This window comes from Natronococcus pandeyae, assembly GCF_008122205.1.
Lineage (GTDB): Archaea > Halobacteriota > Halobacteria > Halobacteriales > Natrialbaceae > Natronococcus > Natronococcus pandeyae.
This window is the reverse complement of record NZ_PHNJ01000002.1, coordinates 56,141-82,093: the sequence shown is the minus strand read 5'-3', so window position 1 is coordinate 82,093 and position 25,953 is coordinate 56,141. Positions and strand designations below refer to the sequence as shown.

Sequence of the window (25,953 nt, the reverse complement as noted above, 5' to 3'; positions counted from 1 at the left end):
TTCGATTCACGTTCGTTCGCTGCAGTCTACTACCGGCGTATTTTGGCGACTTCGTGGCCAGATGTCCGCTTCGTGTGGGACGAACATGCGTTGACAATAAGCGGCCAGGAGGTCGTGAATCCGACTCCGAACGAGATCGTATTCATTCCCGTATGTATTATTATTCTATATTTACATCAAAACAATTAAAACATACTACTCCAGCTTATGTGATATGGATGACAGCAGGAGAACGTTTATTGCAATATTCTTCGCCGTGCTCATGGCGACCTCGATGATCGCCATGCCCGCACTCGCAGCCGGGCCGAGTGCTGGCACGGTGAACGAGCGATCGACCGGCGTCACGATCCAGGGAGATGGACCACCTGGCCACGGTGACGGCCCACCAGAACAGAACGGCGGCGGACCGCCCGGCCACGACCGCGGCGACGCGAACGTAACCGTGCCGGAACTCGAGGCGAACACGTCGATCGAGACAGCGGTGAACGCGACCGAACGACTCGGAGAGCTCGATCTCGAGACCGGCGAGAACGAAACCGACGAAGCTGACGAACCCGCGATGACGGCCGCGAACGAGACCGTCGCGGCGGTCAACGCCTCGCTGCAGGCGTATCGACACCTCGAGTACGTCGATTCGCGCGAGTCGTTCGAACGGTACGCCGACGCGCAGCGATCGCTCGCAGATCTGGCGGACGCCGTCGACGAGGACGACGAAGCGATCGTCGACGAGATCAGTCGCGACCTGTACGCGGCGAGCGATCGGAGCGCGCGACTCACCGTCGTCGACGCCAAGTCCGTGGTCGCCGCGAACGACGAGGAGTTCCGGAATCCCGGCCAGCGACAATCGGCCGAGAGCGCGCTCGGCAACGCGATCGACGCGCTCGAGCGAGCCAACGACACTGCGGGAGCGGATTCCACACCAGGTCACGGTTCGCAGGACGTCGACCCGGCCGATCGAGCGAAGGCGACGACGCACCTCGAGAACGCCTGGAAACACGGCGAGCGAGCGCTCGACACGGTCGAAAACGACACCGAACCGACGCTGTCGCTCTCGCAGGAACGGGCGTTCGAGCGCAACGACTCCGTTGTCGTCCCGATTCAGGCGACCCTCGACGACGTCCGCCCCTACGCCTACGACGAGGCCGACGTGACGATCGACGGGAACGGTACCGCCGACGACTTCTCGCTGATTGCCGGCGAGTCGGCAACCTCGACTGCGAGCGGAACGACGTTCGTCGACCTCGGACCCGAACCCGAGAACGTGACCGTCACCGTGACGGCGACGGCCGAACACGACGACGAGCGGACGGCCGAGGCGACTCAGGAGCTTCGCGTTGACCCCGACGACGTCATCCTGGATCGGCCGGACCCCGACGAATATCAGGAGGTCGACGTCACGGATGACTCCTCGGGCGTTGCCGTCGAGGTTGGCGGTGACGGGCTCCACGAGAGCGATATTTCGGTACGCGACGAGACGCCCGCGGAGGACGATTCCTATCGCGCGGGTCCGATGGTCCGTATCGAGAGCCAGCAGGAGTTCGACGAGGCGACCGTCGAGATCCCGATCGACGATGCCGACCTCGAGCGCGAGGGCAACCTCTCGGTGGTGACGTGGGATCCCCAGAGCGACGAGCCGTGGACCCCGGTCGAGACCGAGATCGACGCCGACGAGGGCGTCGCGACCGCCGACGTCGACGGTTTCTCGTTCTTCTCGGTGTTCTGGATCAACGACTGGGAGGACGAGACGAGCGATACGATCACGCTCGACGGAAACGAAACCGACGGTGACGTCGGCGACGGTGGCTCGCTCGAGAAGGCGGACTTCACGTTCGTGATCGACGTCAGCGGCTCGATGAGGGGCGACCGAATCCACTACGCCCGGGAGGCCGCCCAGCGGTTCGTCGGCGCGTTCGAGGACGACGAACGCGGCGCACTCGTGGAGTTCTCGAGTTCCGCGTCGCTCGTCGAGGGGCTCACGACTGATCACGACGAACTGAATCGTAGCATTCAAAATCTGGATGCCGGCGGCTGGACGAACACTGGCGGCGGCCTCGAGGAAGGAATCGACGAACTCGAGGCTAACGGCTGGGAGAATCGGTCGTCGGTGATGATCCTGCTCGCGGACGGCGAGACCAACCGCGGGCCGGATCCGGTCGGCGTTGCGGAAGACGCGGCCGAGGAAGGCATCGAGATCAGTTCGATCGGACTCGGGAGCAGCATCGACGAGGACGAACTACGGGCGATTGCCGGTGCCGCTGACGGTGACTATTACCACGTCGAAGACGCCGACGACCTGCCCGATACCTTCGACCGTGTCGCCGAGAACCAGACCGAAGTCCAACTGCAGGATACCAACGACGACGGCATTCCCGATCTCGTCGCCGAGATGGACCTGAAAATGCCGAGCGGCCCGCCGGGCGTCGAGGGCGAATCATTGGACCTCGATCCGATCGCACTCGATACCAGCGGCGACGGCATTCAGGACAACGAGACGGTCGACATCAACTACCGCGTCCACGAGGAGAACAACGAGACGAAACTCACTGCACAGGTCACCCACGCCGCGCACCACCCCGCGAAGGTGGATACGACCGGCGACGGGTTGACCGACCGCGAGCAACTCGAGGACGGCTGGGAGATCGCCTACACTGACTCACGCGAGGAGTCGCTGGAGGTGCTCGGTGAACTCGAGGGCGCCGAGGATCTCGACGATCTCGGTGCCGTGGACGAACTCTTCGAGACGACGCGCGTTCACGCGAATCCGCTCCTCAACGACACCAGCGGCGACGGGCTGTCGGATCGCGAGGAGGTCGAAGAACTGGGAACGGATCCGGAATCGACGGACACGACCGGCGACGGCGTTCCGGACGCTGACGCGGATGATCCGACGCTGTTCGACATCAGTTCGCCGGAGGTGACCGTCACCTACGCGCACTTCGACGATCCGTCCGCCAGCGCCTCCGTCTCGGTCGGCTGGGACGGCGTCGACGTCGACGCCGAACTCGACACCACCGGCACGTACGAAGTGCAGTTCCTCGCAGAAGACCAGGCGGGACTCGGTGAGGCGCGGATCGTTCAGGACGGCTCGGTCAAGAATACGACTTCCCTTTCGGGGACGAGCGACGGCGGTACCCTCGAGTTCGAGACGGGGACGCTCTCGACGTTCGCCGATCTCTTCGAGGGGACTGCCGTGACCGTCCAGGTCGACGACCGCCACGGCCCCATCGAGGAGGTCGGGACGACCGAAGCGGAAGCGATCGAGGTCGGCGGCATCTTCCATCAGGTATCCCAGGAACTTCGCGCTGCCGGGTACACCAGTGCCGAGGTCGAGGAAGCGCTCGGCTTCCTCGAGGGAATGACGACCGGTGCGGGTGAAACGCTCGGTGGGATTTTGGCGATCTACGACGATCCGCACGTGATCGTCGAAGCGGCGAAGGCAGTTCCCGAGGCCGTCGAGAACTTCGACGAGATCATCGAGGCGTTGCCCGCGGCGATCGAGGACCAACAGCAGTTCAACAACCCCCACGATCCCGGTGACCAGTACTACGACGACTTCCGGTACGGCTGGTACCAGGGCTACTTCTTCTGGTTCGTCGTCGAGATGGCGGTTCCTGCCGGAGAGGCGGGCAAGGCGCTCAAGAGCACCGACACGATGCAGTCGACGGTCGACCGGATCAGCACACCGCAGGTCCAGCGGGCGGCCCAGATCGCAAAGCAGGGCGGTCAGACCGCGACGGCGCCGGTCAGGTACAGTCGTCAGCAACTCTCTCGAGCACTCACTGGGTCGTTCTCAGTAGCGGATGACGCGGCACACCGACTTTTACCGGGTCGATCGACCGGGAAACAGGTCGACAACGCCCATACTACGAGACAGTTAGACGAGGGAACGGTAACGGTCCTCGCTGATGGTGGCACTACGTTCCGAGAAGGGGTGTACAAAGCAGCAGATAGTGATGCTGTCACCTCCTATCGCCAGATCGATCGGGCAGTCAAACGGATTGACGGCCTTGATGGCGCGGCGAATACACGTGCAAAACAACTCGTCCGAAATAGCGATGGTGACGGAATCCGACTCATCGACAGGCTCGATGACGGAACCTTCGAGACGTTATTCAGGATAGAGGATGGTAACGGCTATAATAACTTCAACCAGTGGGATGATTGGCGATCGAACCTAGCGAAAAGCTCGACGAATGCCGATCCAGAGGATGTGAACCGATATGTCGAGAATGTTCGCAAAGCAGGCGAAAACGATGCCATCTCGAATGAACGAGGGCTCGTCAACGACCTGACTGAAGAAAATTCTCAACGTTCGGACTTCAGAGGACTGCGTGGCGAGGCCGACACTGTCACCCGGTACAGTGAACAGGTTGACGACGTACGTCGTATTGAGGTTGAACCAGGTGACGGAGATTACGACCTTCGTCTCGAGAGAAGCCAGGGAGACGAATTCGTCGAAGTGAAGACACCAAAAAGTGACACGGATCTCGACTTCAATTATTGGAAGAGGCAACAAAGTGAGATGAATAAAAAGTACTCGAACTCTCCGGACGTTTCGAGAGATCAGGCGACTCTCGAAGTGCCCGTAAAACGCGACTCTACTGATATCGAGTTAGCTCAGAACGAACTCGAGATGCTCATCGAGACACCTCCAGCCGGTGACTTCAGTGAGGTGCGGATGCAAGTGCGTGACGACAGCGGTATCGAAATAATTTCGATTTCAGCAGATCCAGACACATGAACAAGAATCACGATCACGTAGCGGTACACAGGGACCAAGGTGCAGTGTACTGGGAACTGGGAGTCCCTTCTACCGCCGAAACCTGTGAAGAGCAGACCCGAGAAATGGTGGAACTCTGTGAACAGTTCTTCCAGACGTTCGGCGAGTTCCTTACGCCAACAGAGGTCGAGTTCCATGTGCCCTGCTTTCCTGCCGGGCACGAGCTCCCGGCGAGTATGTATGACGATGCAAAAATAAAAACGGTCCAGCGGAACCTCCAGAGTTCGGAGGGAATTAGTGTTGACGAGTTCCTCACGGCGACTGAGATCAGCAACTGCCCCTCACGGTGGATGCCCAACATAGAGTTCAACGGTAACAGCGTACTGGTAGAGCTTACGAATGGCCCGGTCGTTGCTGATCGGACCAATCATACCGTCGAATACAAAAAGAAGCGGCCGACCAACGAGCTTCCAGATCGAGACTTGCTTGAGATAGACTTACTTCACGGACCGGCTAGCTCGAAATCCACAATTGAGACCGAGTTCGCTACATACGTCATCGTTGATTTAAATAGTGATATCTGGTTCGAAAATTCGGAAATCGGGCGAGCGAACGCACAGAATCTTGCGGCGTTCCTCGAACGAATCCACGACACACTGCCGGTCGAAGAAGTCAACCGTACGTCAGACTGGTATCCTGTTGAACGACTCGAAGACATTTACTAACTAATATCGGTATTTAAATTCGATTCTTGTATGACTAGTGTTGAAGTACTGTTGATTTCAGTAGATCCACACCTATGAACGAAAATTCCGGTCACGTCGCCGTTCACGCGGATCAGGACGTCACGTTTTGGGAGTTCGTACTCCCGTCGAACGTGACATCGTGTGAGGAACAGGTCGAGGAAATGGTGGGTCGGTGTGAAACGCTTTTCGAGACGTTCGAGGACTTCGTCGTTCCGACGGAAATTAACTACCACGTTCACCTGTTTCCGTCCGGTCAGCAGCTCCCCGTCGCAATGAGCGACGACGAACACGTCAACACGATCGGTCGCGAACTTCGGAATGCGTCCGGGATCACTGCAATAGACTTCCGCGAATCCGCCCGCGTCGAGGTATCGGAGTCGCGGTGGATCCCCCGCATCGGATTCGACGGCACCGAGGTGGCGGTGCAGCTTTCAGACAGTACCGTCGCCGTCTCGAGACGCAACCGGACGGTCGAGTATCGCTCCGGCGAGCCGACCGGGAACGAGCCTACCCGCGATCCTTGGAGTTGACGGTGTTGCATGGCCCGAAGACGGCCCAATTCGATATCGACGCGGAGTACGTCACAACCATCGTCGTGTCACCGCTGAGTGACATCTGGTTCGAGGATACAGAAATCGGATTGGTGAATCGACGCTCCCTCGCTTCCTTCCTCGAACGGATCGAGGATGCGTTCTCCGTCGCGACCATCGAACGCACGTCCGAGTGGGTACCCGTCGAAGACCTCGAGGCAATCTACTAGCAACGAAGCCGACGGTCGCCGTGCCTCGGCAAGAAGACTCCTATCAGTTCCTTGTGATTGGCGGAGTGAGGTTACGAACTATTCGAGAGAACAAATGATGAAGCCTGAACAGTTTATGCTGAGTCGTCCGAAACCGATTCATCACCATTTACTCTCGACGGGGGTATCAAAGAGGTTACCGTCAAACCGATAGCAGCGTCGGTAGCGTACGCCGCACGAAGAAATCATAAAAAAGCTCATAAAGTTTAAACATCTGACAGATGAACCTCGAGGTCTACGACGGAAAGCAGCGAGTCGGCGAACTGGATATCCAGCGAACGAACGGGGAAATCGTCGAAAGTAAGTCGTCGTTCGGCTACGATCCCGATGTCGTAGATCGCGAGTTCGAAAATAAGCTGACAACAATGAGGGAGCACGGCGACGTTGACCTCGACGGCAATACACTGGAAGTACGCGCCACCCATATCGGAGATCAGAATATAGTGGAATCGAGTATTCAAAAGTGGGAGAGTGAGTTAGTAGGTAGTGGCGAGTGGAACAATGCGGATGTCACGGTCAAGGTCGTCGATGAAAGCACCGACACTGTAATTGAAGGATAAGTTCGCAAAGTCATCATGGAAGATTACGACTGGATCGAGATTGCCTACGTGTTCGACGATGAGCCGTCGGTAACGACGTACGAGTCGCTACTCGATACGCTTCCACAGTATCCCGACGATACGCTCGAAGCGGACGAGTTCTATGTGAATTATTCGGACGGACACGACGTCGATGAGCTACGGGTTCCCGGTTCGGCGGAGGAGGCTGCCGACGTACTGTCTACGCATCCGGACTGTCGGATTGGTGTCCCGATGGAACTCGATTTGTACGATATTAACATCGGGTTTAGCAACACCGGGATGGGACTTCTCCCCTCCACTTCGAGGCCGTACTTGCGGTTCGCGACGACGGTCTACGCATTCGAGGAGACGAACGGAGAGGACGCCGACTCGCGAGCGAATCTCACGGACCGCCGTCAGGAGTTCGTAGAGATTCTCGCTAGAGCCGCCGACATCCTCGAGCCGAGGTGGGGATTCGGCCGGCGGGGCGGAATCGCCGTTGGTACCCAAGAAACTGTCGACGACCTCGCCGCAAGGACGACCCCACCGCTGTACGAATACAACGTCTTCCGGCCCGAAACGGTCGAGGCGCTCGGGCGCGAGCGAGTTCGGTCAGCACCCGCCTGGTACGTCGAGGAACTCGACAACGGTGGCGTGTTTCTCGCCGTTCGTGAGCCACCCCGACAGTGCGGCCCCGCTGCGGAACCCTGTTTCGAGGTCGGCGACCACCTCGGGATTGCGCTCGGGAAGACCGACCGCTACCACTGACTCGCCGCTTGGCTGCTGCGGAGCGGATCGATCGATCAGAAGTAACGACGGTACGGCTCTTGATTCGTCGTTGATATCCCGGTTTCGGCCGGCGAGGCGGGCAAGGCGCTCAAGAGTACCTCAGGGGCCAGGCTGGCGAAATCAAGAGTGCGGACAGGTACGCAAACGCCGGCGCTGACGTGACCATCGAACCCGCCCGTGGGGATTACTGTCTGGCAGTCACTCGCGACTACACCGCGACGCTCGAGTGCGGCAAGGCGGCGTCGTCGAAACCCCACAACCCCGGGACCGCGTCGACTGGCGACCGCCGACCGACGTTGATTCCTCCAGGATGCCGCGTTCGCCGATCGAGGCCAGAGACAACAGGCTCACGGGTTCGACGATCCGTTTACCGCCCTCGAGACTGGTGAGATCGGAATCGACCTCTGTGTCCCTCGCGACCGGATCGGCCCCGAGTTCCGCAACGAGGACCTTGAACTGGTACGCGTTCGCGTCGACGAGGACCGAACCTCCGCCGCCTCGAAACCGGTGCGTTCGTTCGGAATGTCGTCACCGACTCACAGAAAACGCCGCGATCGCTCGCCGTCCGTTCTCTACTCGTGCTCGTCGTGTTCGCCGTGGTCCCCTCGCAGGTGCTCGATCGCGTGGAGTTCCACCACCGGAACGACCTTCGCGACAGTGAGGAAGAACAGCGTCACCATCCCGATCGTCCCCGCGATCGAGGCGATCTCGATCCAACTCGGGAAATAGGTCCCGGGGGTCGCCCCGTAGATTTCGAAGCTGGGGTGGAAAAAGCCCTCGACGACGAACAGCACTTTCTCTATCAGCGTCGCGGTGAGGACCAGAACCCCCGCGAGAACGGCTCGTTTCTTGCTGAACAGCGCCGGACGGATCGTCTGTGCGAAGATGTACGCGAGCACCAGGAAGACCAGACTCATCGCGGTGATGTAGACGGGATGTGCCAGCCTCGCTCCCGCCGCGACGTCCACGTCGATGGGGGGACTGAAGAGTCCGGTGACGTTCTGCTGGAGCTGTAGCCAGAGGAAGAGCATACAGAAGAACCCGAGCCACAGCAGGAGCCCGCGGAACACGTCGTCGGTGATGATGTGATCCCAGTCGTAGGCGTACCGGAAGGAGTACGAGAGCAGGATCACGCCGCTGATCGCCGACGTCAGCGCGATCGTGAGGAACTGGGGGCCCTGGACGCCGCCGTACCAGACCGGATACGTTGGCAGCACGGCGAACAGCCACGGAATCACACCGCCGTGGAGCAACAGCGGCGCCATGATGATGATCGCGAGCGCGAGCCACCAGACCATCCGCTGGACGATTTCGTCCTCTCGCTCGCTGTAGCCGATCGTCAGCCCCTTGTAGATCGGCTCGAAGTGATCCGGAAGCTGATCGCGCATTCGGGTCACGTCGTAGCGTAGCGTGAGCCCGAGGTAGGTCGCCGTCAGCACGAAGTAGGCCGTGATGACCGTCACGTCCCACACCAGCGGTGACGCGTGGACGGTGATGTGGTAGTGACCGAGGACGCTGGTAACCATCCGGTCGGGGCGACCCATGTGGACGAGAATAAAGAATCCCGCCGCGGAGAGCCCTGCGATCGTCAGGAGTTCGGCGAGTCGCGCCACCGGCATATACCGCTCCATCCCGAGCAGCCTGACCGCCGCCGAGAGGATGATGCCGCCGTGGGCGATCCCAACCCACCAGATGAACGCGCCGATGTACACCCCCCACGTAACGCCACCACCGGTCCCCCAATCAGAGAGGCCAGTGACGACTAACCCTTCCGCGAGCTGATACCCCCACCCGACCAAAAAGAGCAGTAGCGCCAGTCCGGCGGCGCCGAACAGGAGAAAGTACCTCGTCGTCGTGTTCTTGATCGGACGAAGAATGTCCGCTTCTGACGGCGTTTTCGTACCCATTGTGTGAGTCAGTCACTCCCTCATGGGAACCGGCCACTTGCATCCGTTCGGTGAGTATGCAAGGTCCTTCTTATACCGGGGATTTCACGCGCGATGTGCGAGCTACAGTTCGAGCGTGTACACCACTTCTCGTCGCTCCTCGTCGCCGATCTCGACCTCGCCGTCGCCGGTCCGCTCGAAGCCGAGTTCCTCGTAAAAGGCCCGCCCGCCGTCGTTGGAGGCCAGGTCGATCGCTCGCATCCGGTTCATGTTGAAATCCTCGAGGTCCGCTCGAAGTCGCTCGTGTAGCGCCGTCCCGACCCCTTCACGCTGGTGGTCGGGATGGACGTACATCCGCAGGACGTCGCCCTCGTCGCCCTGGACGACGCCGTGGGTGAAGCCGACGATCCCGTCGTCGGTCTCGGCGACGAGCACCGCCGTACCTGCCGTCTCGAGCGCGCGCTCGAGTTCCTCGTCGGCGTACCAGTCGTCGATCGTCTCGTCGATGACGTCGCTCGGGAGTTCGTCGTAGGTGTCGTGCCAGGTGTCGCGGGCCACCTCGCGGATCGCCTCACGGTCGTCGGTCGTCGCCGGTCGGATCTCCATAGCGCGTGCTACGGCAGCGAAGACCAAAGTTGTACTCGCAACTCGAGTTGGACCAGTCCAACCAGGGTTACGCTTCGACGTCGAACCCGTGCTCGCGAAGCAGGTCTGGCACTCTGTCGCGGTGGTCACCCTGCAGTTCGACGCGGCCCTCGTCGACGGTGCCGCCGGTTCCAACCGACGATTTGAGATTCGAAGCGATCGATTCGACCTCTGATTTCGGGAGGTCGAACCCTTCGACGATCGTCACCGGCTTTCCGTACCGCCGTTTTTCCATTCGAATCGACAGCAGTTGTTCCGCGGCCTCGAGGTCGCCGTGGCTGTCGAGTTCGTCGAGCAGGTCGTCGATCGGGTCGTCGTTAGACACGTCGTCCTAGAGGAGTCCGAAGGTAAAAGCGCTGTTCACTGATCGGGTGGTCGAACTGTCCGATCGGGTAGTGCAACTGCGGCCGTCGCCGGGCGGTTACAACCGCTCCTTGACCGTCTGTGCCGTCTTCTCGCCCACGCCCGCGACGCTCTGGAGGTCCTCGAGGCTCGCCTCCCGGACGTTCTCCACGCTACCGAACCTTCCGAGTAACCGCTTGCGCGTCTCGGGGCCGATTCCGGGCACGTCGTCCAGCACCGTCTTCACCTCGTCGCGGACCGTCTGGTGGTACTGGACCGCAAAGCGGTGGGCCTCGTCCCGAACCCGCTGCAGGAGGTGTAAGTGCGGGGCGTCGTTCGGCCAGGAGAACTCTCGACGGGGGGTAATAACGCGCTCTTCGGCCTTCGCGAGCGCGACGGCGGGCACGTCCCAGCCCACCTCCTCGAGCGCGTCGCGAGCGGCCTCGAGCTGTCCCTCGCCGCCGTCGATCAGCAACAGATCGGGGTCGGGACGCTCGTCTCGCCCCTCGACAGCACGGAGGGCGCGCCACTCGAGTAACGCCTTCATGTTCGCGTAGTCGTCGTTCTCGTCGGTGAGCTTCTTTCGGCGATAGTCGGCCTTCTCGGCGCTGCCGTCGACGAAGGTGACGTCGCTGCCGACGGCCGACTTCCCGTGAGCGTGGCTCACGTCGAACCCCTCGATCCGGCGGGCCGAATCGATCTCGAGCGCGTCCGCGAGCATCCCGCACTCGTCGCGACCGCCGACGTTGCGCCGGGCGTTTTTCAGCGCGAGGTCGACGAGTTTCGCCTCGCGGCCCGCGCCGGGGACGCGGACGGAGACGCCCTCGGTCTCGAGCCAGGCCGCGACCTCCTCGTCCTCGTGGCGTTCGGGCAGCAACAGCGCGTCGGGCAGGTCGCGCTCGGCGTAGTACTGGACGATGAAGGCGGCGAGGACGGCGGGGACCCCCTCTGTTTCGGGTGCATGGGTGTCGTCACCCGGTTCGGCGTCGGGCGCCTCGAGCGTGTGCCGATCACGGTCGACCAACTTCCCGTTCTCCGCGCGCAGGCGCGCAACGGTCGCGTCACCACCCTCGATGGCGACGCCGAGGACGTCGACAGCCCGCTCGTCGCCAACCGACTGGACCGCCTCGCCGCCCTCGCCGTGGAAGGCCTCGACCGTCTCGAGGCGGTCCCGGAGGTTCGCTGCGCGCTCGAAGTTCTGGTCCTGGGCGGCGGCCTCCATCTCCCGGCGCAGCGGGTCGGCGAGAATCCCGGTCTCGCCCTCGAGGAAGCGCTCGACCGCAGTGACGTCCTCGCCGTAGCTCTCGAGGCCGATCTCGCGGGTACAGGGTGCCGTACAGAGCCCCATCTCGTAGTCGAGACACGGGCGATCCCGGCCCGAGTACTTGTGATCCGAACAGCCCCGGACGCCGTACGTCTCCCGCAGGGCTTTCAGGACGGTCTCGACCTGACCCTTGTTGGTGTAGGGGCCGAAGACCGTCGCCGATTCGTTGGGGTCGCGGGTGATCTCGATCCGCGGCGCCTCGTGGTCGGTCAACTGGACCATCGGGTACGACTTGTCGTCCTTGAGCCGGACGTTGTACCGGGGCTGGTGGCGCTTGATCAGGTTCGCCTCGAGCAACAGCGCCTGCGTTTCGGTGTCGGTGACGGCGATCTCGATCCCGTCGGCGCGGTCGACCATCCGGCGGATGCGAGCGCTGCGCGGATCGGCGTACGACCGGACCCGGCTGCGGAGGTCGACCGCCTTCCCGACGTAGAGGGTCGTTCCCTCCTTCTGGAACTGGTAGACCCCCGGCTCTCGCGGCAGCGACTGTGCGCGGTCGCGAACCCCGTCGGCGTTCATCGGCGGGCCTAGGGAATCGGCGGGTTTGAGCCTGACGTCCTCGCCGCGTCCCGAGAATGCACGCGGTACATTCTCGGGGGTCGGTCCCCAACCCTCGGCTATGAGTGACTCGACGGATTCGACGGTCCGGTGCTGGCTCGTGGAACGAACCTTCGACGACCGTAACCTCGTGACCACCGTCTACGCGACGCCGGACGGCTCGCACTACCAGCAGCGAGAGCGGTCCGCGACCTCGCTTCAGAACGGGTCGGCCGTGACCGCGGCGACCGAGATTCCCGAGTCGGAACTCGAGGCGGTTCCCGACGAGGACACGCGGGAACGCTACGCCGAGGAGGTCGAGCGGACCGCCGAGCAGTACGACCCCGACGAAGCGATCTGAGACGCCTTCCGAGTCGCGGTCGAGAGCTCGCTATTCGGTCGGCTCGTCCGCGTCGGCCTTCCGGCGCAGCCACTCGAGACCGACCGCGCCGCCGACGATACCGGCACCGGTGGTGAAGCCGGGGACGTCGTCGGCCTCGTCTTCGTCGTCGGTTGCGCCATCGTCCGCTTGGTCTCCGTCGTCCGCATCGTCGTCACCGAGTCCAGCGTCGTCGTCTTCTGATTCCTCGTCGTCGGTGTCTTGGTCTTCGGGTTCGTCGTCGGTTCCGTCATCGCCGCTGGAGTCCTCCCCGCCGTCTTCGTCGTCGCCGGTTTCGCCGCCCTCGAACTCCGCTTCGTCGTCAGTTTTGTCATCGTCGTCACCGTCGTCGCTATCGCCGTTTTCATCACCGGTTCCGCCATCATCGGTGGCTCCATCGTCGTCGGTGTCTTCCCCGTCCTCGGGCTCCTCATCGCCGTCACCGTCGTCGGCCTCGTCGTCACCGTCACCGTCATCGGGTTCGTCGCCTTCTTCCGGTTGCTCGTCGCCCTGCTGATCCTCGTCGCCACCGTCTTCCTGTCCCTCCTCATCGTCCTGCTCGTCGCCGTCATCCTGCTGATCGTCCTCGTCGTCGCTCTCGTCACCATCTTCGTCCGTTGTCTCGCGGAGCGCCACGAGATCGTCGTCGTGTTCGACGTAGAGCGTGTCGCCGCTGATGGCACGGACCTCGCCGACCGGCAACTCCGATTTGGCTATCGTCCACTTTTCGGACCCATCGTACTTGTCGAAGGCGACGAGTTCCCCCGTGTACGTGTCATCGGTGAGATGCTCGCGGAAGTAAACGTAGACGGTGTCGCTGCCGATGACGGCGCGTCTGACGTTTCGCCGGACGGTGTGTTCCCAGCCGTACTCGTCGCCGTCGATAGAACTTCCAGAGACGGAGGTGCCCTCGTATCCGCCGACGTAGATCTCTTCGCCGAGGGAGATGCCGATCCCTTCCGACGTTGCTTTCACGATCGTCTCGCCCGTTTGCGGGTCGTAGATATGCCGGGCGTAGTAACTGACGTGACCGAGAACGGCACCCGCCGACGTCGCCCGGGCCTGGACGGAGCTGCCCGTGTAGTGTTCCCACTCGGTACGCCAGACCTCGGCTCCGGTTTCCGGCTCGAGCGCGAATTTCACTCCCGTGGAGCCGCTCGTCATCGCTGCGGCGTAGACGACGCCGTTCGCGGCAGCGGTGGTACCGTCGAACTCGTACTCCTCGCCGTTCTGGGATCCGATCGTGGTCGACTCGCTGTCCCAGCGAACCGAGCCGTCGTCCGTCTCCAGGGCGTACAGCGTGTCGTCGGCGACGACGTAGACGGCCTCGTACGCGACCGTATGGGAGTGAATCGGGTGCCCGTGCTCGGGTTCCTCGGGGTCGAGGTCGCTCTTCCAGCGGACGCTGCCGTCCGAGACGTCGAGCGCGACGACCTCGCTACCGCTGAAATAGACGGTGTCGCCGACGACCGATGGACTGCTCGCATCGACGTCGGTGTTCTTCCAGACGACCGACCCGTCCGCCGCGTCGAGGGCGACGACGCCGTCTCCGGTCGTCGTGAAGACGGTGTCGTCGGCGACGGCGACGGACCCGCCGTGCTCGACGGACCAGGCGACCTCGAGGTCGTCGCCGTCGAACTCGTGGCCGTCGCGTACGTATCTGGCGTGGCCGGCGTCACCGTTGAACGACGGCCAGTCCTCGTCCGTTTCCGGGTTGGGGTCGACGTCCGGATCCGGAAGCGCTTCGACGTCGGGCCCGTCGGCGCCGGCCCCCACCGACGCCAATCCACCGATCGAAAGCGCTGCACCAGTCGCCAGTACCGAACGTCGATGCCATTCTGACATATTGGTCCCCCACCTCGGTTAGTTCTATTACTATCCGGTCGCTATTCGGACTTGTTCGCTTCCCAACTGTTGTGAGTGCGGATTGAACGATCGCGACCGGTCCGTTCCGACGCCTCGACCGTTTCGATCACCGAGGGTGCCCGGGTAATCGATTCGAGAGATCGATACACTGATCCTTCCCCGGAAATTCTGCCGTAATTTTTCCGCCCGAGTAACAAACCTTATCGGCAGACGGTGAGACCACACGGCTAGACATGCCCGCTATCGCAGTCGACGGCCTGACCAAATCGTACGGTCAGACGCTCGCGCTCGACGACCTCTCGTTTCGGGTCGAGGAGGGCGAGGTGTTCGGCTTCCTCGGTCCGAACGGGGCCGGCAAGTCGACGACGATCAACGTGCTCCTCGATTTCGTCCGTCCGACGGCCGGTCAGGTCGAGGTGCTCGGATTCGACGCGCAGACGCGCAGTCGGGAGATCCGCTCGCGAACCGGCGTCCTCCCCGAGGGATACCAGACGTACGAACGACTCACCGCTCGCCAGCACCTCGAGTTCGCCATGGAATCCAAGGGCGTCGAGGACGACCCCGAACGGCTGCTCGAGCGAGTCGACCTGGTGGACGCCCTCGACAAGAAGGCCGGCGGCTACTCGAAAGGGATGGCCCAGCGGCTCATGCTGGCGATGGCGCTCGTCGGTGAACCCGAACTGCTGATCCTCGACGAGCCCTCCACGGGACTCGACCCTAACGGTGCCCGCGAGATGCGCGAGATCGTCCGCCAGGAGAACGAACGCGGCGCGACGGTGTTCTTCTCGAGTCACATCATGGAGCAGGTCGAGGCGGTCTGTGACCGCGTCGGCATCCTCCGAGACGGTGAGATGGTCGCCGTCGACTCCGTCGAGGGGCTCCGGGACTCCGTCAGCGAGGGGACGACCCTCCGGGTTACGGTCGACCGGATCGACGACGAGGTGCTCCAAGCCGTTCGGTCACTGCCCGACGTCTCGAACGCGGCAGTGGAAGACGAACAGCCGCCGACGCTGGTCGTCCAGGTCGAGGGATCGAAGACCGCCGTTCTCGGCGAACTCGAGAACCGCGGCGTCGAAGTGCATGACTTCTCGACGGCAAAAGCGTCGCTCGACGACGTCTTCCGCTCGTACACGACGGAGGTACAGGCCCGATGAGTTCCGAAACCGGAACGGGGACGGGTGGGAGCGACCGGTCGGCCCCCGGGAGTTCCATCCACCCCGAGAGCGTCCGCGCCGTGGCGAAAAAAGACTTCCAGGACTCCGTCCGCTCGTGGATGTTCTGGGGCCTGAGCATCTTCTTTTTCACGCTGCTGGTCGCGCTGACGGGAGTCGTCTCGTACTTCGGCGAAGATCTCGCGGCCCAGGACGTGACGACGGAGGTGTTGGTCGTCTTCGTCAGCGAGATCACGCGGCTCGTTCTCCCGCTGATCGCACTGATCCTGGGATGGAAGGCTATCGCCGGCGAGCGCGAGTCCGGCAGCATCAAGATCCTGTTGTCGCTTCCCCACTCCCGGAAGGACGTCCTCCTCGGGAAGCTGATCGGCCGGTCGGCGGTCCTGTCGCTCTCGCTGATCGTCGGCTTCGTCCTCGCGGCGATCATCGTCGCCGCGCTGCTCGGGAGCTTCGATATCGTCGACTACCTCGGACTGCTCGCGATGTCGATCCTCTACGGCGTCGCCTACACGAGCATCGCCGTCTCGCTCTCCTCGCTGACCCGGTCGACGACGATCGCCGGGGCCGCGATGGTCGGCGTCTTCGTCCTCTTCTACATCGTCTGGAACGCCATCACGTCGGCCCTTCGGCTCCTGATGGACCGCGGAACCATCTCGGGTGAGAGCTACACGGTCGAGACCAACGAGGGACCGGTCGAACTCGAGCGGCTGCCCGACTGGGCCTTCTTCATCGAGTCGATCGATCCCGGATACGCCTACAACAACGCGCTGTCGATCGTGACGGGTGCCGCGGAGTCCGACCTGGACGTCCAGCTCGAGGCGGTCATGTTCAACGGCGACATCCCGTTCTACCTCCAGGACTGGTTCGGCTTCCTGATCCTCCTGTTCTGGATCGTCGTGCCGATCGCCGTCGCGCTCTACCGGTTCGACCAGGTCGACCTCTAACGTCGTTCCCGCCCGCTACCACCGCCCCGTTCGACGCCTCCTTTTTCTGCGCTCCACCTTCCCGTCAGCCGACGAGACAGTCGGGATAGCCTGGGAAGTGAGTTAGGTATCCGAACGGCATACTCGAGGCCGTGACCGACTGCATCTTCTACGGCGGCAAGGGCGGCGTCGGCAAGACGACCTGCGCGGCGGCGACCGGCTGTCGCCTCGCAGCCCAGGGCCGGGAGACCCTCGTCGTCTCGACGGATCCAGCCCATTCGCTGGCCGATTCGTTCGACGCCGACCTCGGCCCGGAGCCGACGGCGATCGATCTCGACGGCGAAGCCACCGGCTCAGCCTCGGAACCCGGCGGACTCTGGGCCGTCGAGATCGATCCGGAGACGCGCAGAGAACGCTACGAAGCCCTGGCCCAGGCGCTGGCTGCCGACCTCCGACGGGCGGGTGTTCGACTCGAGGACGCCGAGGTCGAGCGCCTCTTCGCGTCGGGAGCACCGGCCGGGAGCGACGAGATCGCCGCGCTGGACCTGCTCGTCGAGTACGTCGACGCCGGCGAGTGGGACGTGGTCGTCTTCGACACCGCGCCGACGGGTCACACCCTCCGACTGTTCGACATGCCCGAGGTGATGGGGCTGGCACTCGAGACGGCCCAGTCGCTTCGCGGGCAGGTCCGTCGCATCGGGAACGCGGCCCGGAGCGCGGTGCTCGGGCCGATGTCGATGATGACCAACGGCAGAGGCGACGGGGACGACCTCGCCGCGTTCCAGGCGCGCCTCGAGCGCGCCCACGAACTGCTCGTCGATCCCGAGCGGACCGAGTTCCGCGTGGTCTTGCTCCCCGAGGGGATGGCGATCGCCGAGTCCGAACGGCTCGTCGACCGACTCCGCGAGGCCGACGTGTCGGTGGAACGGCTCGTCGTGAACCAGGTGCTCGAGAACCCGGACGAGCACTGTTCGCGCTGTCGGTCGCGCCGGGAGCGCCACGAACGGCGCGTCGCGGAGATCCGCGAGACGTTTCCCGACCTCGAGGTCGTGACGCTGCCCGAGGTCGAGGGCGAGGTGCAGGGACTCGAGGCGGTTCGATCGATCGCTGAACGACTTCCTGAGGAATAGGTGGGGGATACCGTCGGTCGTCTCCCCGTAATCGTGAGTCAGATCGCGACCAGGATCGTGACTCGGAACACGACCACGAACTCGAACCGTGCGTGCATACCCGAGTCTAACAATCGGGAATCCGAGCGTCCTGCTCGCACGAACACACGGGATTCCACGTCCTCCCCAACCGATTTCTCCTTACGGGTGCGCAGCACCCGTTCGGATGGTTCGCGGAACCGGAGGTTCCGCGCTAACGCTCGGTCGCTGCGCTCCCTCGCTCATCCACCGGAAGACGCACAGCGTCTTCCGAGCCGTTCGCTCACTTCGCTCGCGAAGACCCCGCGCGGCTTCGTCCCCCCATTCACTGCTGTTCATCGCGGGACAGCACGCGCCACCCCTGGTGGTTCTCTCCCAGTTCGATTACTCGAGGTCGATGCCCTCCTCCGCCAGCAACTCGCGGAACTCGTCCTCGTCGACGATCGGCACGTCGTTGTCCTCGGCGTCGTCGCGTTTCGTTTGCCCGGGGTTCTCGCCGACGACGAGGTAATCAGTGTTCCCCGAAACGCTGCCCGTCGCGTTCGCGCCGTGAGCCTCGACGGTCTCCTGGGCCTCGCTGCGGGTGAGGCCCTCGAGCGAGCCCGTGAAGACGAACGTCAGCCCCTCGAGTTCGTCGCCGCCGCTCTCGAGTTCGCTCTCCTGTGGCGAAACGTGCTCGAGGACGTCGTCGACGGCCGCGGCGTTGGCCTCGCTCGCGAAGAACTCGTGGATCTGTTCGGCGACGGTCTCGCCGACGTCGTCGACGCCCTCGAGCGAGTCGGGCTCGGTCTCGGCGGTCTCCCGGAACGCCTCGAACGTGCCGAACTCGCGGGCGAGTTCGCGGGCCGTCGTCGGCCCGACGTGGGGGATCCCGAGCGCGGAGAGGAAGTCCGACAACGGCGGCTCGCGGGCGTCTTCGATCTCCGCGAGCAGGTTCTCGGCGCTGGTCTCGCCCCAGCCCTCGAGGGCGGTGAGTTCCTCGCGCTCGAGTTCGTAGAGGTCGGCGACGGACTCGAGGAGTCCCGCGTCGACGAGCTGGCGGACGCTCTTCTCGCCGAGTCCCTCGAGATCGAGCCCGTCGTCGCTCGCGTAGTACTCGATCGAGCGGCGAAGCTGGGCGTCGCAGGCCAGGCCGCCCGTACAGAACGCCATCGGCCCGTCGCGTTCGATCGCGCTGTCGCAGACGGGGCAGTGGTCGGGCAGTTCGTAATGGCCCTCGCTGTCCTTCTCGACGACCTCCTCGACGTAGGGGATGACGTCGCCCGCCCGCTGGACCCGAACTGTATCGCCGACGTTGACGTTCTTCTCGGCGATCTCCTCGGGGTTGTGGAGGCTCGCCCGCGAAACCGTCACGCCGCCGACGTCGACCGGCTCGAGCAGGGCGACGGGGGTCACCCGGCCGGTGCGACCGATCTGGACCGCCACGTCGACGATCGGCGTCACCTCCGCGCGGGCGGGGAACTTGTAGGCGAACGCGTAGCGGTCGTGGCGCGCGGTCCGACCGAGTTCCTCGCGGGCATCGCGGTCGTCGACCTTGATGACGGTGCCGTCGATCTCGTAGCCGAGGTCGTCGCGGGCCTCGAGCATCCGGTCCCGGTAGTCGATGGCGTCCTCGATGTCGTCGACCACCTCGATGTGGTCGGTGACCCGCAGCCCCCAGTCGGGGAACCGTTCGAGTTCCTCGCGGTGGCTGTCCTCGAGTTCGCTGGCCTCGAGCACGTCGAAGTAAAAGACTTCGAGCGGTCGTTCGGCGACGACGGAGGGATCGAGCTGTCGGATCGTCCCGGCGGTCGCGTTTCGGGGATTGGCAAAGGGCTCCTCGCCGCGCTCGATCCGCTCTCGGTTGTGCGCCTGGAAGGCGTCTTTCGGCATGTAGACCTCCCCCCGGACCGCGAGGAACTCGGGGTAGTCCCCGTGGAGCTTCTGGGGCACGGAGCCGATGGTGCGTGCGTTTCGCGTCACGTCGTCACCTGCGCGGCCGTCGCCGCGGGTCACGGCGCGCTCGAGACTGCCGTCCTCGTAGACGAACTCCATCGAGACGCCGTCGAACTTGGGTTCACAGACGTAGTCGACCTCGCCGACCTCCCGTCGCACGCGCGAATCGAACTCGCGGACGTCCTCGACTTCGCCGCTCTGGTCGATCGAGAGCATCGGCTCGACGTGGTCGACCGTCTCGAACGCGTCGATGGGCTCGCCGCCGACGCTCCGGGTGGGGCTGTCGGGGTGGGTGAGCCCGAAGGCGTCCTCGAGTTCCTGCAGTCGAGCGAACAGCGCGTCGTAGGTTCGATCGGCGACGATCGGATCGTTCTCGACGTAGTACCGGCGGTCGTGCTCGCGGATGGCCTCGCGTAACTGTTCGACCTGCTCGCGTGCTGCCTCCTCCGAGAGCTCCTCGACCGGTTCGAACTCGGTCGGCGGATCCCGGAGGTACGGATTCTCTTCGTCCACGTTCTCGTCGGCGAGGGACATTCGTTGCTCGAGAGTAACCACTCGGGTCCGTTAACGTTACTGACCGTGGCTCGCTCGAGCGATCCGTACCCGCCGAGCGAGTTCGACCGCTTACTGCCTCCGGCCGGTCACTTCCACGGGTTGTCGACGAGTTCGGACTGAATCTGCGAGCCGACGGCGATTCGGCAGTCCGCCTCCGGGGTGGCGACACAGAGCAGCACGTAGCCGTCGTCCCGGTGTCGCGGTTTCAGCGCCCGCGGCGCACGGCGGTACGCGAAGGCGTCGTCGACGTCGACCGTCCGCTCCTCGTCCGTCCGATCGTCGGCCGCTGCTCCCCCGTCGACCTCGAGCAATCGACCCACGCAGGTCCCGCACGCGCCGGTCCGACAGCCGTACGGCAACGCCTCACCGGCGCGCTCTGCAGCCTGGAGCACCGTCTCGTCCGCGTCGACCGCCACCGTCCGGGTGGGGTCGTTTGGCCACTCGAGGGTGACGTCGTGGGTCGCCATTCTACTGCCAGACGTCGCTCGTACAGTCGCCGTCGGGCCACCGGATCTCGTGGGCGCGGGCGGGGCCGGCCGGACACTCGCCGAAGTCGACGAGGAAGTCCTCGTCGAGTTCGAGGGTCCCCTTGCGCGGGTCGACGTCGGCTTTCAGCATCACGGAACCGCGTTCGGCCTCTTCGGGATAGAACTGGTCGTCCCACGTCGAGAACAGCGAGGTGGTCCAGTAGAGCCGTTCGCCGTCGAGGCTGAGCTGGAGCATCTGCGGCCCGGCAGTGAGTTCGCGGCCCTGCAGTTCCTGAATCTCGCCGAAGTGGCCGCCGACCGAGAGCGAGTCGGCTCGTCGGGGGTTCGAGGGATCCGAGATGTCGTACATCCAGACCTCGCCGTGGAGCCAGTTCGAGCCGAACAGGTAGCGATCGTCCATCGAGATCAGGATGTCGGTCGTCAGCGGCGGAACCGGCATGTCCCAGTCGGGATGCTCGCGCGCGTCGAACTCGATCGCTTTCTCCGCGCGGTACTCGCCCGTCTCTCGGTCTTCCCAGAAATGGAACATATTCGACGAGAGTGCGGTTCCGACGAACCCGTGGGTCGACTCTGGCGTGTGGAGGAATCGAACTTCGAGCGGAATCAGCCCCTCCTCCCCGAGGTCGATGGTCTGTTCGACGGTGCCGTCCTCCCAGTCCCAGAAGTGGAGCCGGCGACCGTACTTTCCGTCCTCGACGTCCTCGAGGTCGAACCCGGGATAGTAGGTCTTCGGCGCGGCCCACTCCGTCGAGACCATCACGTTCTGACGGGGCTGGTACCAGTAGTCGTAGTTCATCTCGATCTCGCCCGGCGGATCCCAGCGCCCCTCGATCTCGAACTCGTCGTTCAACTCGAGGAAACCGCCGGGGAGGTCGCCGTCGGCGTCGCCGAGCATACTGATGATGATCTTCCCCTCGGGGACGCAGTGGACCGTGTGGGGTGCCGAGAGGTCGTACTCGAAGACCTCCTCGGGCTCGATTACCTCGACTAGCTCGGGGTTGCGCCGCTCTTTCGTGTCGACGACGTGGATCCGGGAGGAGCGCTGGCCGGGCACGATCAGGTGCCGGCGCTCGAGCCCCTCGACGTGACAGGACGACGAACACGCGTTCCACCCGAAGTGGTGGAGTTCGTCGCCCCGGTTCGGCATCTCGACGCGGTCGACGATCTCGCAGTACGTCTCGGAGTCGGGGTCGAGGTCGACGACGGCCACGAAATCGGGTTCGTCGACGTCGGTGCCGGCGTAGAGACTCATCACGTAGGCGAGTTTCTCGCGCTCGCTCTCCTCGATGGCGGCCTGTGGCGTCGCGTAGCCGGGACCCCGGTGGTGGTGGTGTTCGTGGTCGTGATCCGACTCGACGTCGTCTGGTGCGGTAGCATCACTCATGATGCATGCTACCACAAACGTGGAGATAAATCTGGTCGGGAACTCGGCGGAGTGGGCTACCCCCAGGGGCTGTCGCCGAGCTGCGAGCGGACCATCGGTCCGACCTCGATACGACAGTCGGCTCGCGGGTGGGCGATACACAGCAACGCGTAGCCGGCCGTCCGATCGGCGTCCGAGAGCGCCTTCGGCGGACGCCGGTAGTCGACGGCTGCTGCGGCGTCGGGGGCCTCGTCGTCCGCTCTGGATTTCCCGTCGATCTCGAGCACCCGCCCCACGCAAGCCGTGCACGTCCCCTTCCGGCAGTCGTACGGGAGTCGGATTCCGTCGCGCAGGGCGGCTTCGAGGATCGTCTCTCGCGGTCCGACGACCACGGTCCGGGTCCGCCCGTCCGGCCACTCGAGTGTGACGTCGTGGCCGGTCATCGTTCGGTCCTCGCCGACGGTCGGTGTTCGGGTAGTCGACTCATACGAGCCTCTACGGCCGACGGGCCGAAAAACGTAGAGCCATACGAGCACGGGGTCGTCGCGGGCTGGCCCGTCCGAGTGAACGATACCCAGTCTTTACCCGCATTGGCTCCGTAGACGCGGGTAGATGGGAGAGGGAAAATACGGACTCGTCGACCTCGAGGAGGTCGACACGCCGGGCGACGAGTGGGAGGAGATCGACGTCTCGGACACCGAGGCTGACCGGATCGCCCGCAAGCGCGATCGGAAGTTCGAGCAGTTCGAAGAGCGGATCAAGGACGCCGACCAGTTCAAGGTCGAGCAGTCGGTGTTCGACGACGCGACGCTGGCCGCGCTGTACAAGCTGGTTCAGGACGGCTACGTCGAGGCCTTCGGCGGCCCGCTCTCGACCGGCAAGGAGGCGAACGTCTACCACGCGCTCGGCGACGACCGCGACGTCGCCGTCAAGGTCTACCGGATCAACGCCTCGAACTTCCGGCAGATGCGCGACTATCTCGAGGGTGACCCGCGCTTCGAGGGGCTCGGCGGAAAAAAGAAGGACGTCGTCCTCGCCTGGACCAAAAAGGAGTACGCCAACCTCAGGCGTGCGGCCCTGGCAGGCGTCCGAGTACCGGAGCCGATCGCCACCGAGCGCAACGTGCTCGTCATGGAGTACATCGGCAACGAGGACGGCCGCGCGAAACGCCTCGGCGAGGTCCACATCGAGAACCCCCAGACCGCCTACGAGGTTATGCGCGAGTACATGCGCCGGCTCTACTCGGCGGGACTGATCCACGGCGACCTGAGCGAGTACAACGTGGTCTTCGACGAGGGCCAACTCGTCGTCATCGATCTCGGTCAGGCCGTCACCGTCCACCATCCCAACAGCCGCGACTTCCTCGAGCGGGACTGCGAGAACGTCGCGAACTTCTTCTCCCGGCAGGGCCTCGAAACCGACCCCGACGAGTTACTCGAGTTCGTGACGGATCCGGAGCCGGATCCCTCTCGAGACTGAGTCCGCCGAAACACTTGTTATCGCTGCGTTACACTAGACGATCAGTGACGTCCGCTCTCACGTGGCGCTGGCGCCGGACCTCCTCGAGAGCGGACAGTGTCGTCACCGCGGGCGACGCGGCCTAACCCGGCGGCTGCGGCGACGGCGGCTCCCTTCGCTCGTTCTTCTCCACGTACCGCGAGTCAGCCGCTGCCACCGAATTCGAGATTCCATGCCGAACACGACCGATTCGACCGACCGAACCGACCGGACGACTACCGACGATGCGACTACCGACGGTAACGACACGAGCACCGATGCCGACGAGTTCACCGTCACGCCGTACGCCGTCGACGGCGACGTCGACTACGAAAAACTGCTCGAGCGCTTCGGCGCCGACCCGCTCACCGACGAGCAGATCGACCGCCTGCCAGAACATCCGGCGATCCGCCGCCGGACGTTCTACGCCGGCCGCGACGTCGACCGCTATCTCGCAGCCGCCGAGGCAGGCAATCCGCACGCCATCGTCACCGGTAGAGGGCCGTCGGGACCGATGCACCTCGGCCACGTCCTACCGCTGTACCTCGCGAAGCGATTTCAGCAGACAACCGGCGCCACCGTCTACGTCCCGCTCTCGGACGACGAGAAGTACCTCGCGAAAGACCAGTCCTTCGAGTCGATCGGCGAGCACACCCGCGAGAATCTTCGAGACGTGCTCGCCGTCGGCTTCGACCCCGAACGAACCAGGATCGTCGTCGACACCGCCGACGCGGACGTGATCTACCCGGTCGCCGTCCGCCTCGCGAAGCACCTCACGCCCGCGACTGTCGAGGCCGTCTACGGCGAAGGGGACACCGTCGGACTACAGTTCTATCCCGCCGTCCAGGCGACGCACCTCCTCTTGCCCCAGCTGGTCGCGGGCCGGCAGCCGACGCTGGTTCCCATCGCCGTCGACCAGGACCCCCACGTCCGCGTCTGTCGCGACGTCGCGTCGAAGGAGGCCCTGCCCGTCGAGAAGCCGGGTGCCTTGCTCGGCCGGTTCCTGCCGAGCCTCGAGGGGCCCGGCAAGATGAGTTCCTCCGGCGAGGCGGCGTCGATCGAACTCACCGACGATCCCGAGACCGTCGCCGAGACGGTCCGGACGCACGCCTACACCGGCGGTCGGGCGACGCTCGAGGCCCACCGCGAGCGAGGGGGCGATCCGTCCGTCGACGTCCCGTTCCAGTACCTCCGGTTCTTCTTCGAGGAAGACGACGACGAACTCGAGCGCATCGCCCGCGAGTACCGGTCCGGCGACCTGCTCAGCGGCGAGCTAAAGGAGGCGGCAATCGAGCGTATTACCGCCTTCCTCGCTGCTCACCAGCGGCGTCGGGAATCGCTCGGATCGCTCGCGAACGAACTCGAGCCCTACCGGCTGACCGCCGACGAGCGACGGACGGCGCTCGAGTCCGCCGGCGTCCCGACGTCGCTCCGGACGTAACTGTCGCAGTTCGGCTTTCGCCCGGCCGTGTTCAGATACTACTGTGGGTACTCGGCGTCCGATGAGACCACCACGAAAGCCCCTGGACCGCTCGGGTCGGGGGGCTCGCTGCGCGCTCGCTTTGCTCGCGTGCTTGCGTCGCCCGCCATCCCCGAGCGGTCCAGCCCCTTTCAGTCCCGCCCGTGATGGCTGGCCAGGTAGTCGACTCAGGTGGGACTGAAGGGGCTCTCGTAGCGTTCGATTCTCTCAGCGAATCGATGTAATCTGAACGCTGTCTTTTCGCCCCTCCCGAACGCCTTAGTGGCTCGCCCGTGCGCGAGTACGTATGAACATCGGCATCATCTCCGACACCCACGACAACGTTCCAGCGGTCGAACGAGCGACCGACCTCTTCGAGGAGGAGGGCGTCGAGGTCGCCGTCCACTGCGGCGACTTCGTCGCGCCACCGGTGCTCCCCTACTTCGACGGGTTCGAACTGCACGGGGTCCTGGGAAATAACGATGGTGAGATCTCCGGCCTCGAGGCGGGGTTCGACGCCCTCGGCGGCGAGAGCACGCTCCACGGCCGGTTCGCCACGCTCGAGTTCGACGGGCTCTCCTTCGCGGTGCTCCACGGGGAGTCGAAAGCGGAAGTCGAGGCGCTCGCCGCGGCGGAGGAGTACGATTTCGTCTGCTACGGCCACCATCACCAGCGCGAGCATACGGAAGAAGGACGAACGACCCTGCTCAACCCCGGTGCCCACTTCCCGACCGTACCGGACGAGCATCGGACGGTTGCGATCGTCGACACGCTCTCGGAGTCGGTTCGATTCCGGTCCGTCCTGGAGTAGGGCCGCGCC

The 25,953-nt window shown here is 64.0% G+C and carries 22 protein-coding genes; 13 read left to right on the top strand and 9 right to left on the bottom strand.

Going from position 1 to position 25,953, the window contains the following annotated elements:
• Positions 1-214: 214 nt before the first annotated feature.
• The 6 genes from CV102_RS04055 (at position 215) to CV102_RS26355 (ending at position 7,593) form a co-directional block, all read left to right on the top strand.
• Positions 215-4,741 (top strand): vWA domain-containing protein, encoded by a 4,527-nt coding sequence (locus CV102_RS04055; protein WP_148856618.1) that lies wholly within the window; start codon positions 215-217, stop codon positions 4,739-4,741.
• On the top strand, positions 4,738-5,445 hold the full coding sequence (locus CV102_RS04050; protein WP_148856617.1) for a hypothetical protein: 708 nt from the start codon (positions 4,738-4,740) through the stop codon (positions 5,443-5,445). Before CV102_RS04055 ends, CV102_RS04050 begins: the two co-directional genes overlap by 4 nt.
• A 74-nt stretch (positions 5,446-5,519) precedes the next feature.
• Positions 5,520-5,996: a hypothetical protein gene (locus tag CV102_RS04045; RefSeq protein ID WP_148856616.1), complete on the top strand. Its 477-nt coding sequence runs from the start codon at positions 5,520-5,522 to the stop codon at positions 5,994-5,996.
• Between the two features lie 5 nt (positions 5,997-6,001).
• Positions 6,002-6,226, top strand: coding sequence for a hypothetical protein (locus tag CV102_RS04040; protein ID WP_148856615.1), 225 nt, complete (start codon positions 6,002-6,004; stop codon positions 6,224-6,226).
• 260 nt (positions 6,227-6,486) lie between these two features.
• Complete coding sequence (locus CV102_RS04035; protein WP_148856614.1) at positions 6,487-6,825, top strand: hypothetical protein; 339 nt, start codon at positions 6,487-6,489, stop codon at positions 6,823-6,825.
• A gap of 15 nt (positions 6,826-6,840) precedes the next feature.
• On the top strand, positions 6,841-7,593 hold the full coding sequence (locus CV102_RS26355; protein WP_222863683.1) for a hypothetical protein: 753 nt from the start codon (positions 6,841-6,843) through the stop codon (positions 7,591-7,593).
• A gap of 593 nt (positions 7,594-8,186) precedes the next feature.
• On the opposite strand, the gene nrfD is transcribed toward CV102_RS26355, so the two are convergent.
• From nrfD to CV102_RS04010, 4 genes are all read right to left on the bottom strand, one after another.
• The gene (gene nrfD, locus CV102_RS04025) at positions 8,187-9,521 is read right to left on the bottom strand and encodes an NrfD/PsrC family molybdoenzyme membrane anchor subunit (protein ID WP_148856613.1); all 1,335 of its coding nucleotides are present in this window, start codon (positions 9,519-9,521) and stop codon (positions 8,187-8,189) included.
• A 102-nt stretch (positions 9,522-9,623) separates the two neighbouring features.
• Entirely contained in the window at positions 9,624-10,106 is a 483-nt protein-coding gene (locus CV102_RS04020; RefSeq protein ID WP_148856612.1) for a GNAT family N-acetyltransferase, read from the bottom strand.
• Between the two features lie 67 nt (positions 10,107-10,173).
• A complete protein-coding gene (locus tag CV102_RS04015) occupies positions 10,174-10,470 on the bottom strand; it encodes a translation initiation factor (protein ID WP_148856611.1) in 297 nt (98 codons plus the stop codon).
• 96 nt (positions 10,471-10,566) lie between these two features.
• Complete coding sequence (locus tag CV102_RS04010; protein WP_148856610.1) at positions 10,567-12,330, bottom strand: excinuclease ABC subunit C; 1,764 nt, start codon at positions 12,328-12,330, stop codon at positions 10,567-10,569.
• Positions 12,331-12,430: 100 nt separating this feature from the next.
• Here CV102_RS04010 and CV102_RS04005 point away from each other — a divergent pair, with 100 nt between their 5' ends.
• Positions 12,431-12,709, top strand: a complete 279-nt coding sequence (locus CV102_RS04005) for a hypothetical protein (protein ID WP_148856609.1) — start codon at positions 12,431-12,433, stop codon at positions 12,707-12,709.
• Positions 12,710-12,739: 30 nt separating this feature from the next.
• Here CV102_RS04005 and CV102_RS04000 read toward each other — a convergent pair whose 3' ends face one another.
• Complete coding sequence (locus tag CV102_RS04000; protein ID WP_148856608.1) at positions 12,740-14,572, bottom strand: outer membrane protein assembly factor BamB family protein; 1,833 nt, start codon at positions 14,570-14,572, stop codon at positions 12,740-12,742.
• A gap of 254 nt (positions 14,573-14,826) precedes the next feature.
• Between CV102_RS04000 and CV102_RS03995 the strand changes: the two genes are divergently transcribed.
• The 3 genes from CV102_RS03995 to CV102_RS03985 all read left to right on the top strand — a co-directional run bounded on the left by CV102_RS03995 (position 14,827) and on the right by CV102_RS03985 (position 17,818).
• A complete protein-coding gene (locus CV102_RS03995) occupies positions 14,827-15,747 on the top strand; it encodes an ABC transporter ATP-binding protein (protein ID WP_148856607.1) in 921 nt (306 codons plus the stop codon).
• The gene (locus CV102_RS03990; protein WP_148856606.1) at positions 15,744-16,709 is read left to right on the top strand and encodes an ABC transporter permease; all 966 of its coding nucleotides are present in this window, start codon (positions 15,744-15,746) and stop codon (positions 16,707-16,709) included. The genes CV102_RS03995 and CV102_RS03990 overlap by 4 nt, the downstream gene beginning before the upstream one ends.
• A 131-nt stretch (positions 16,710-16,840) precedes the next feature.
• Complete coding sequence (locus tag CV102_RS03985) at positions 16,841-17,818, top strand: ArsA family ATPase (protein ID WP_148856605.1); 978 nt, start codon at positions 16,841-16,843, stop codon at positions 17,816-17,818.
• Between the two features lie 402 nt (positions 17,819-18,220).
• Here CV102_RS03985 and ligA read toward each other — a convergent pair whose 3' ends face one another.
• The 4 genes from ligA to CV102_RS03965 all read right to left on the bottom strand — a co-directional run bounded on the left by ligA (position 18,221) and on the right by CV102_RS03965 (position 22,620).
• Positions 18,221-20,305 carry an NAD-dependent DNA ligase LigA gene (ligA, locus tag CV102_RS03980; protein ID WP_148856604.1) on the bottom strand — a complete coding sequence of 695 codons (2,085 nt, stop codon included), beginning with the start codon at positions 20,303-20,305 and terminating at the stop codon, positions 18,221-18,223.
• 107 nt (positions 20,306-20,412) lie between these two features.
• The gene (locus CV102_RS03975) at positions 20,413-20,793 is read right to left on the bottom strand and encodes a 2Fe-2S iron-sulfur cluster-binding protein (protein WP_148856603.1); all 381 of its coding nucleotides are present in this window, start codon (positions 20,791-20,793) and stop codon (positions 20,413-20,415) included.
• A gap of 1 nt (position 20,794) precedes the next feature.
• Positions 20,795-22,198, bottom strand: a complete 1,404-nt coding sequence (locus tag CV102_RS03970; protein ID WP_148856602.1) for a selenium-binding protein SBP56-related protein — start codon at positions 22,196-22,198, stop codon at positions 20,795-20,797.
• A 56-nt stretch (positions 22,199-22,254) separates the two neighbouring features.
• Positions 22,255-22,620 (bottom strand): 2Fe-2S iron-sulfur cluster-binding protein, encoded by a 366-nt coding sequence (locus CV102_RS03965; RefSeq protein WP_148856601.1) that lies wholly within the window; start codon positions 22,618-22,620, stop codon positions 22,255-22,257.
• A gap of 169 nt (positions 22,621-22,789) precedes the next feature.
• Here CV102_RS03965 and rio1 point away from each other — a divergent pair, with 169 nt between their 5' ends.
• The 3 genes from rio1 (at position 22,790) to CV102_RS03950 (ending at position 25,944) form a co-directional block, all read left to right on the top strand.
• Positions 22,790-23,656 carry a serine/threonine-protein kinase Rio1 gene (gene rio1, locus CV102_RS03960; RefSeq protein WP_148856600.1) on the top strand — a complete coding sequence of 289 codons (867 nt, stop codon included), beginning with the start codon at positions 22,790-22,792 and terminating at the stop codon, positions 23,654-23,656.
• A 211-nt stretch (positions 23,657-23,867) separates the two neighbouring features.
• Entirely contained in the window at positions 23,868-25,115 is a 1,248-nt protein-coding gene (locus CV102_RS03955; protein WP_148856599.1) for a tryptophan--tRNA ligase, read from the top strand.
• Between the two features lie 325 nt (positions 25,116-25,440).
• Positions 25,441-25,944 carry a YfcE family phosphodiesterase gene (locus CV102_RS03950; RefSeq protein ID WP_148856598.1) on the top strand — a complete coding sequence of 168 codons (504 nt, stop codon included), beginning with the start codon at positions 25,441-25,443 and terminating at the stop codon, positions 25,942-25,944.
• Positions 25,945-25,953: the final 9 nt, after the last annotated feature.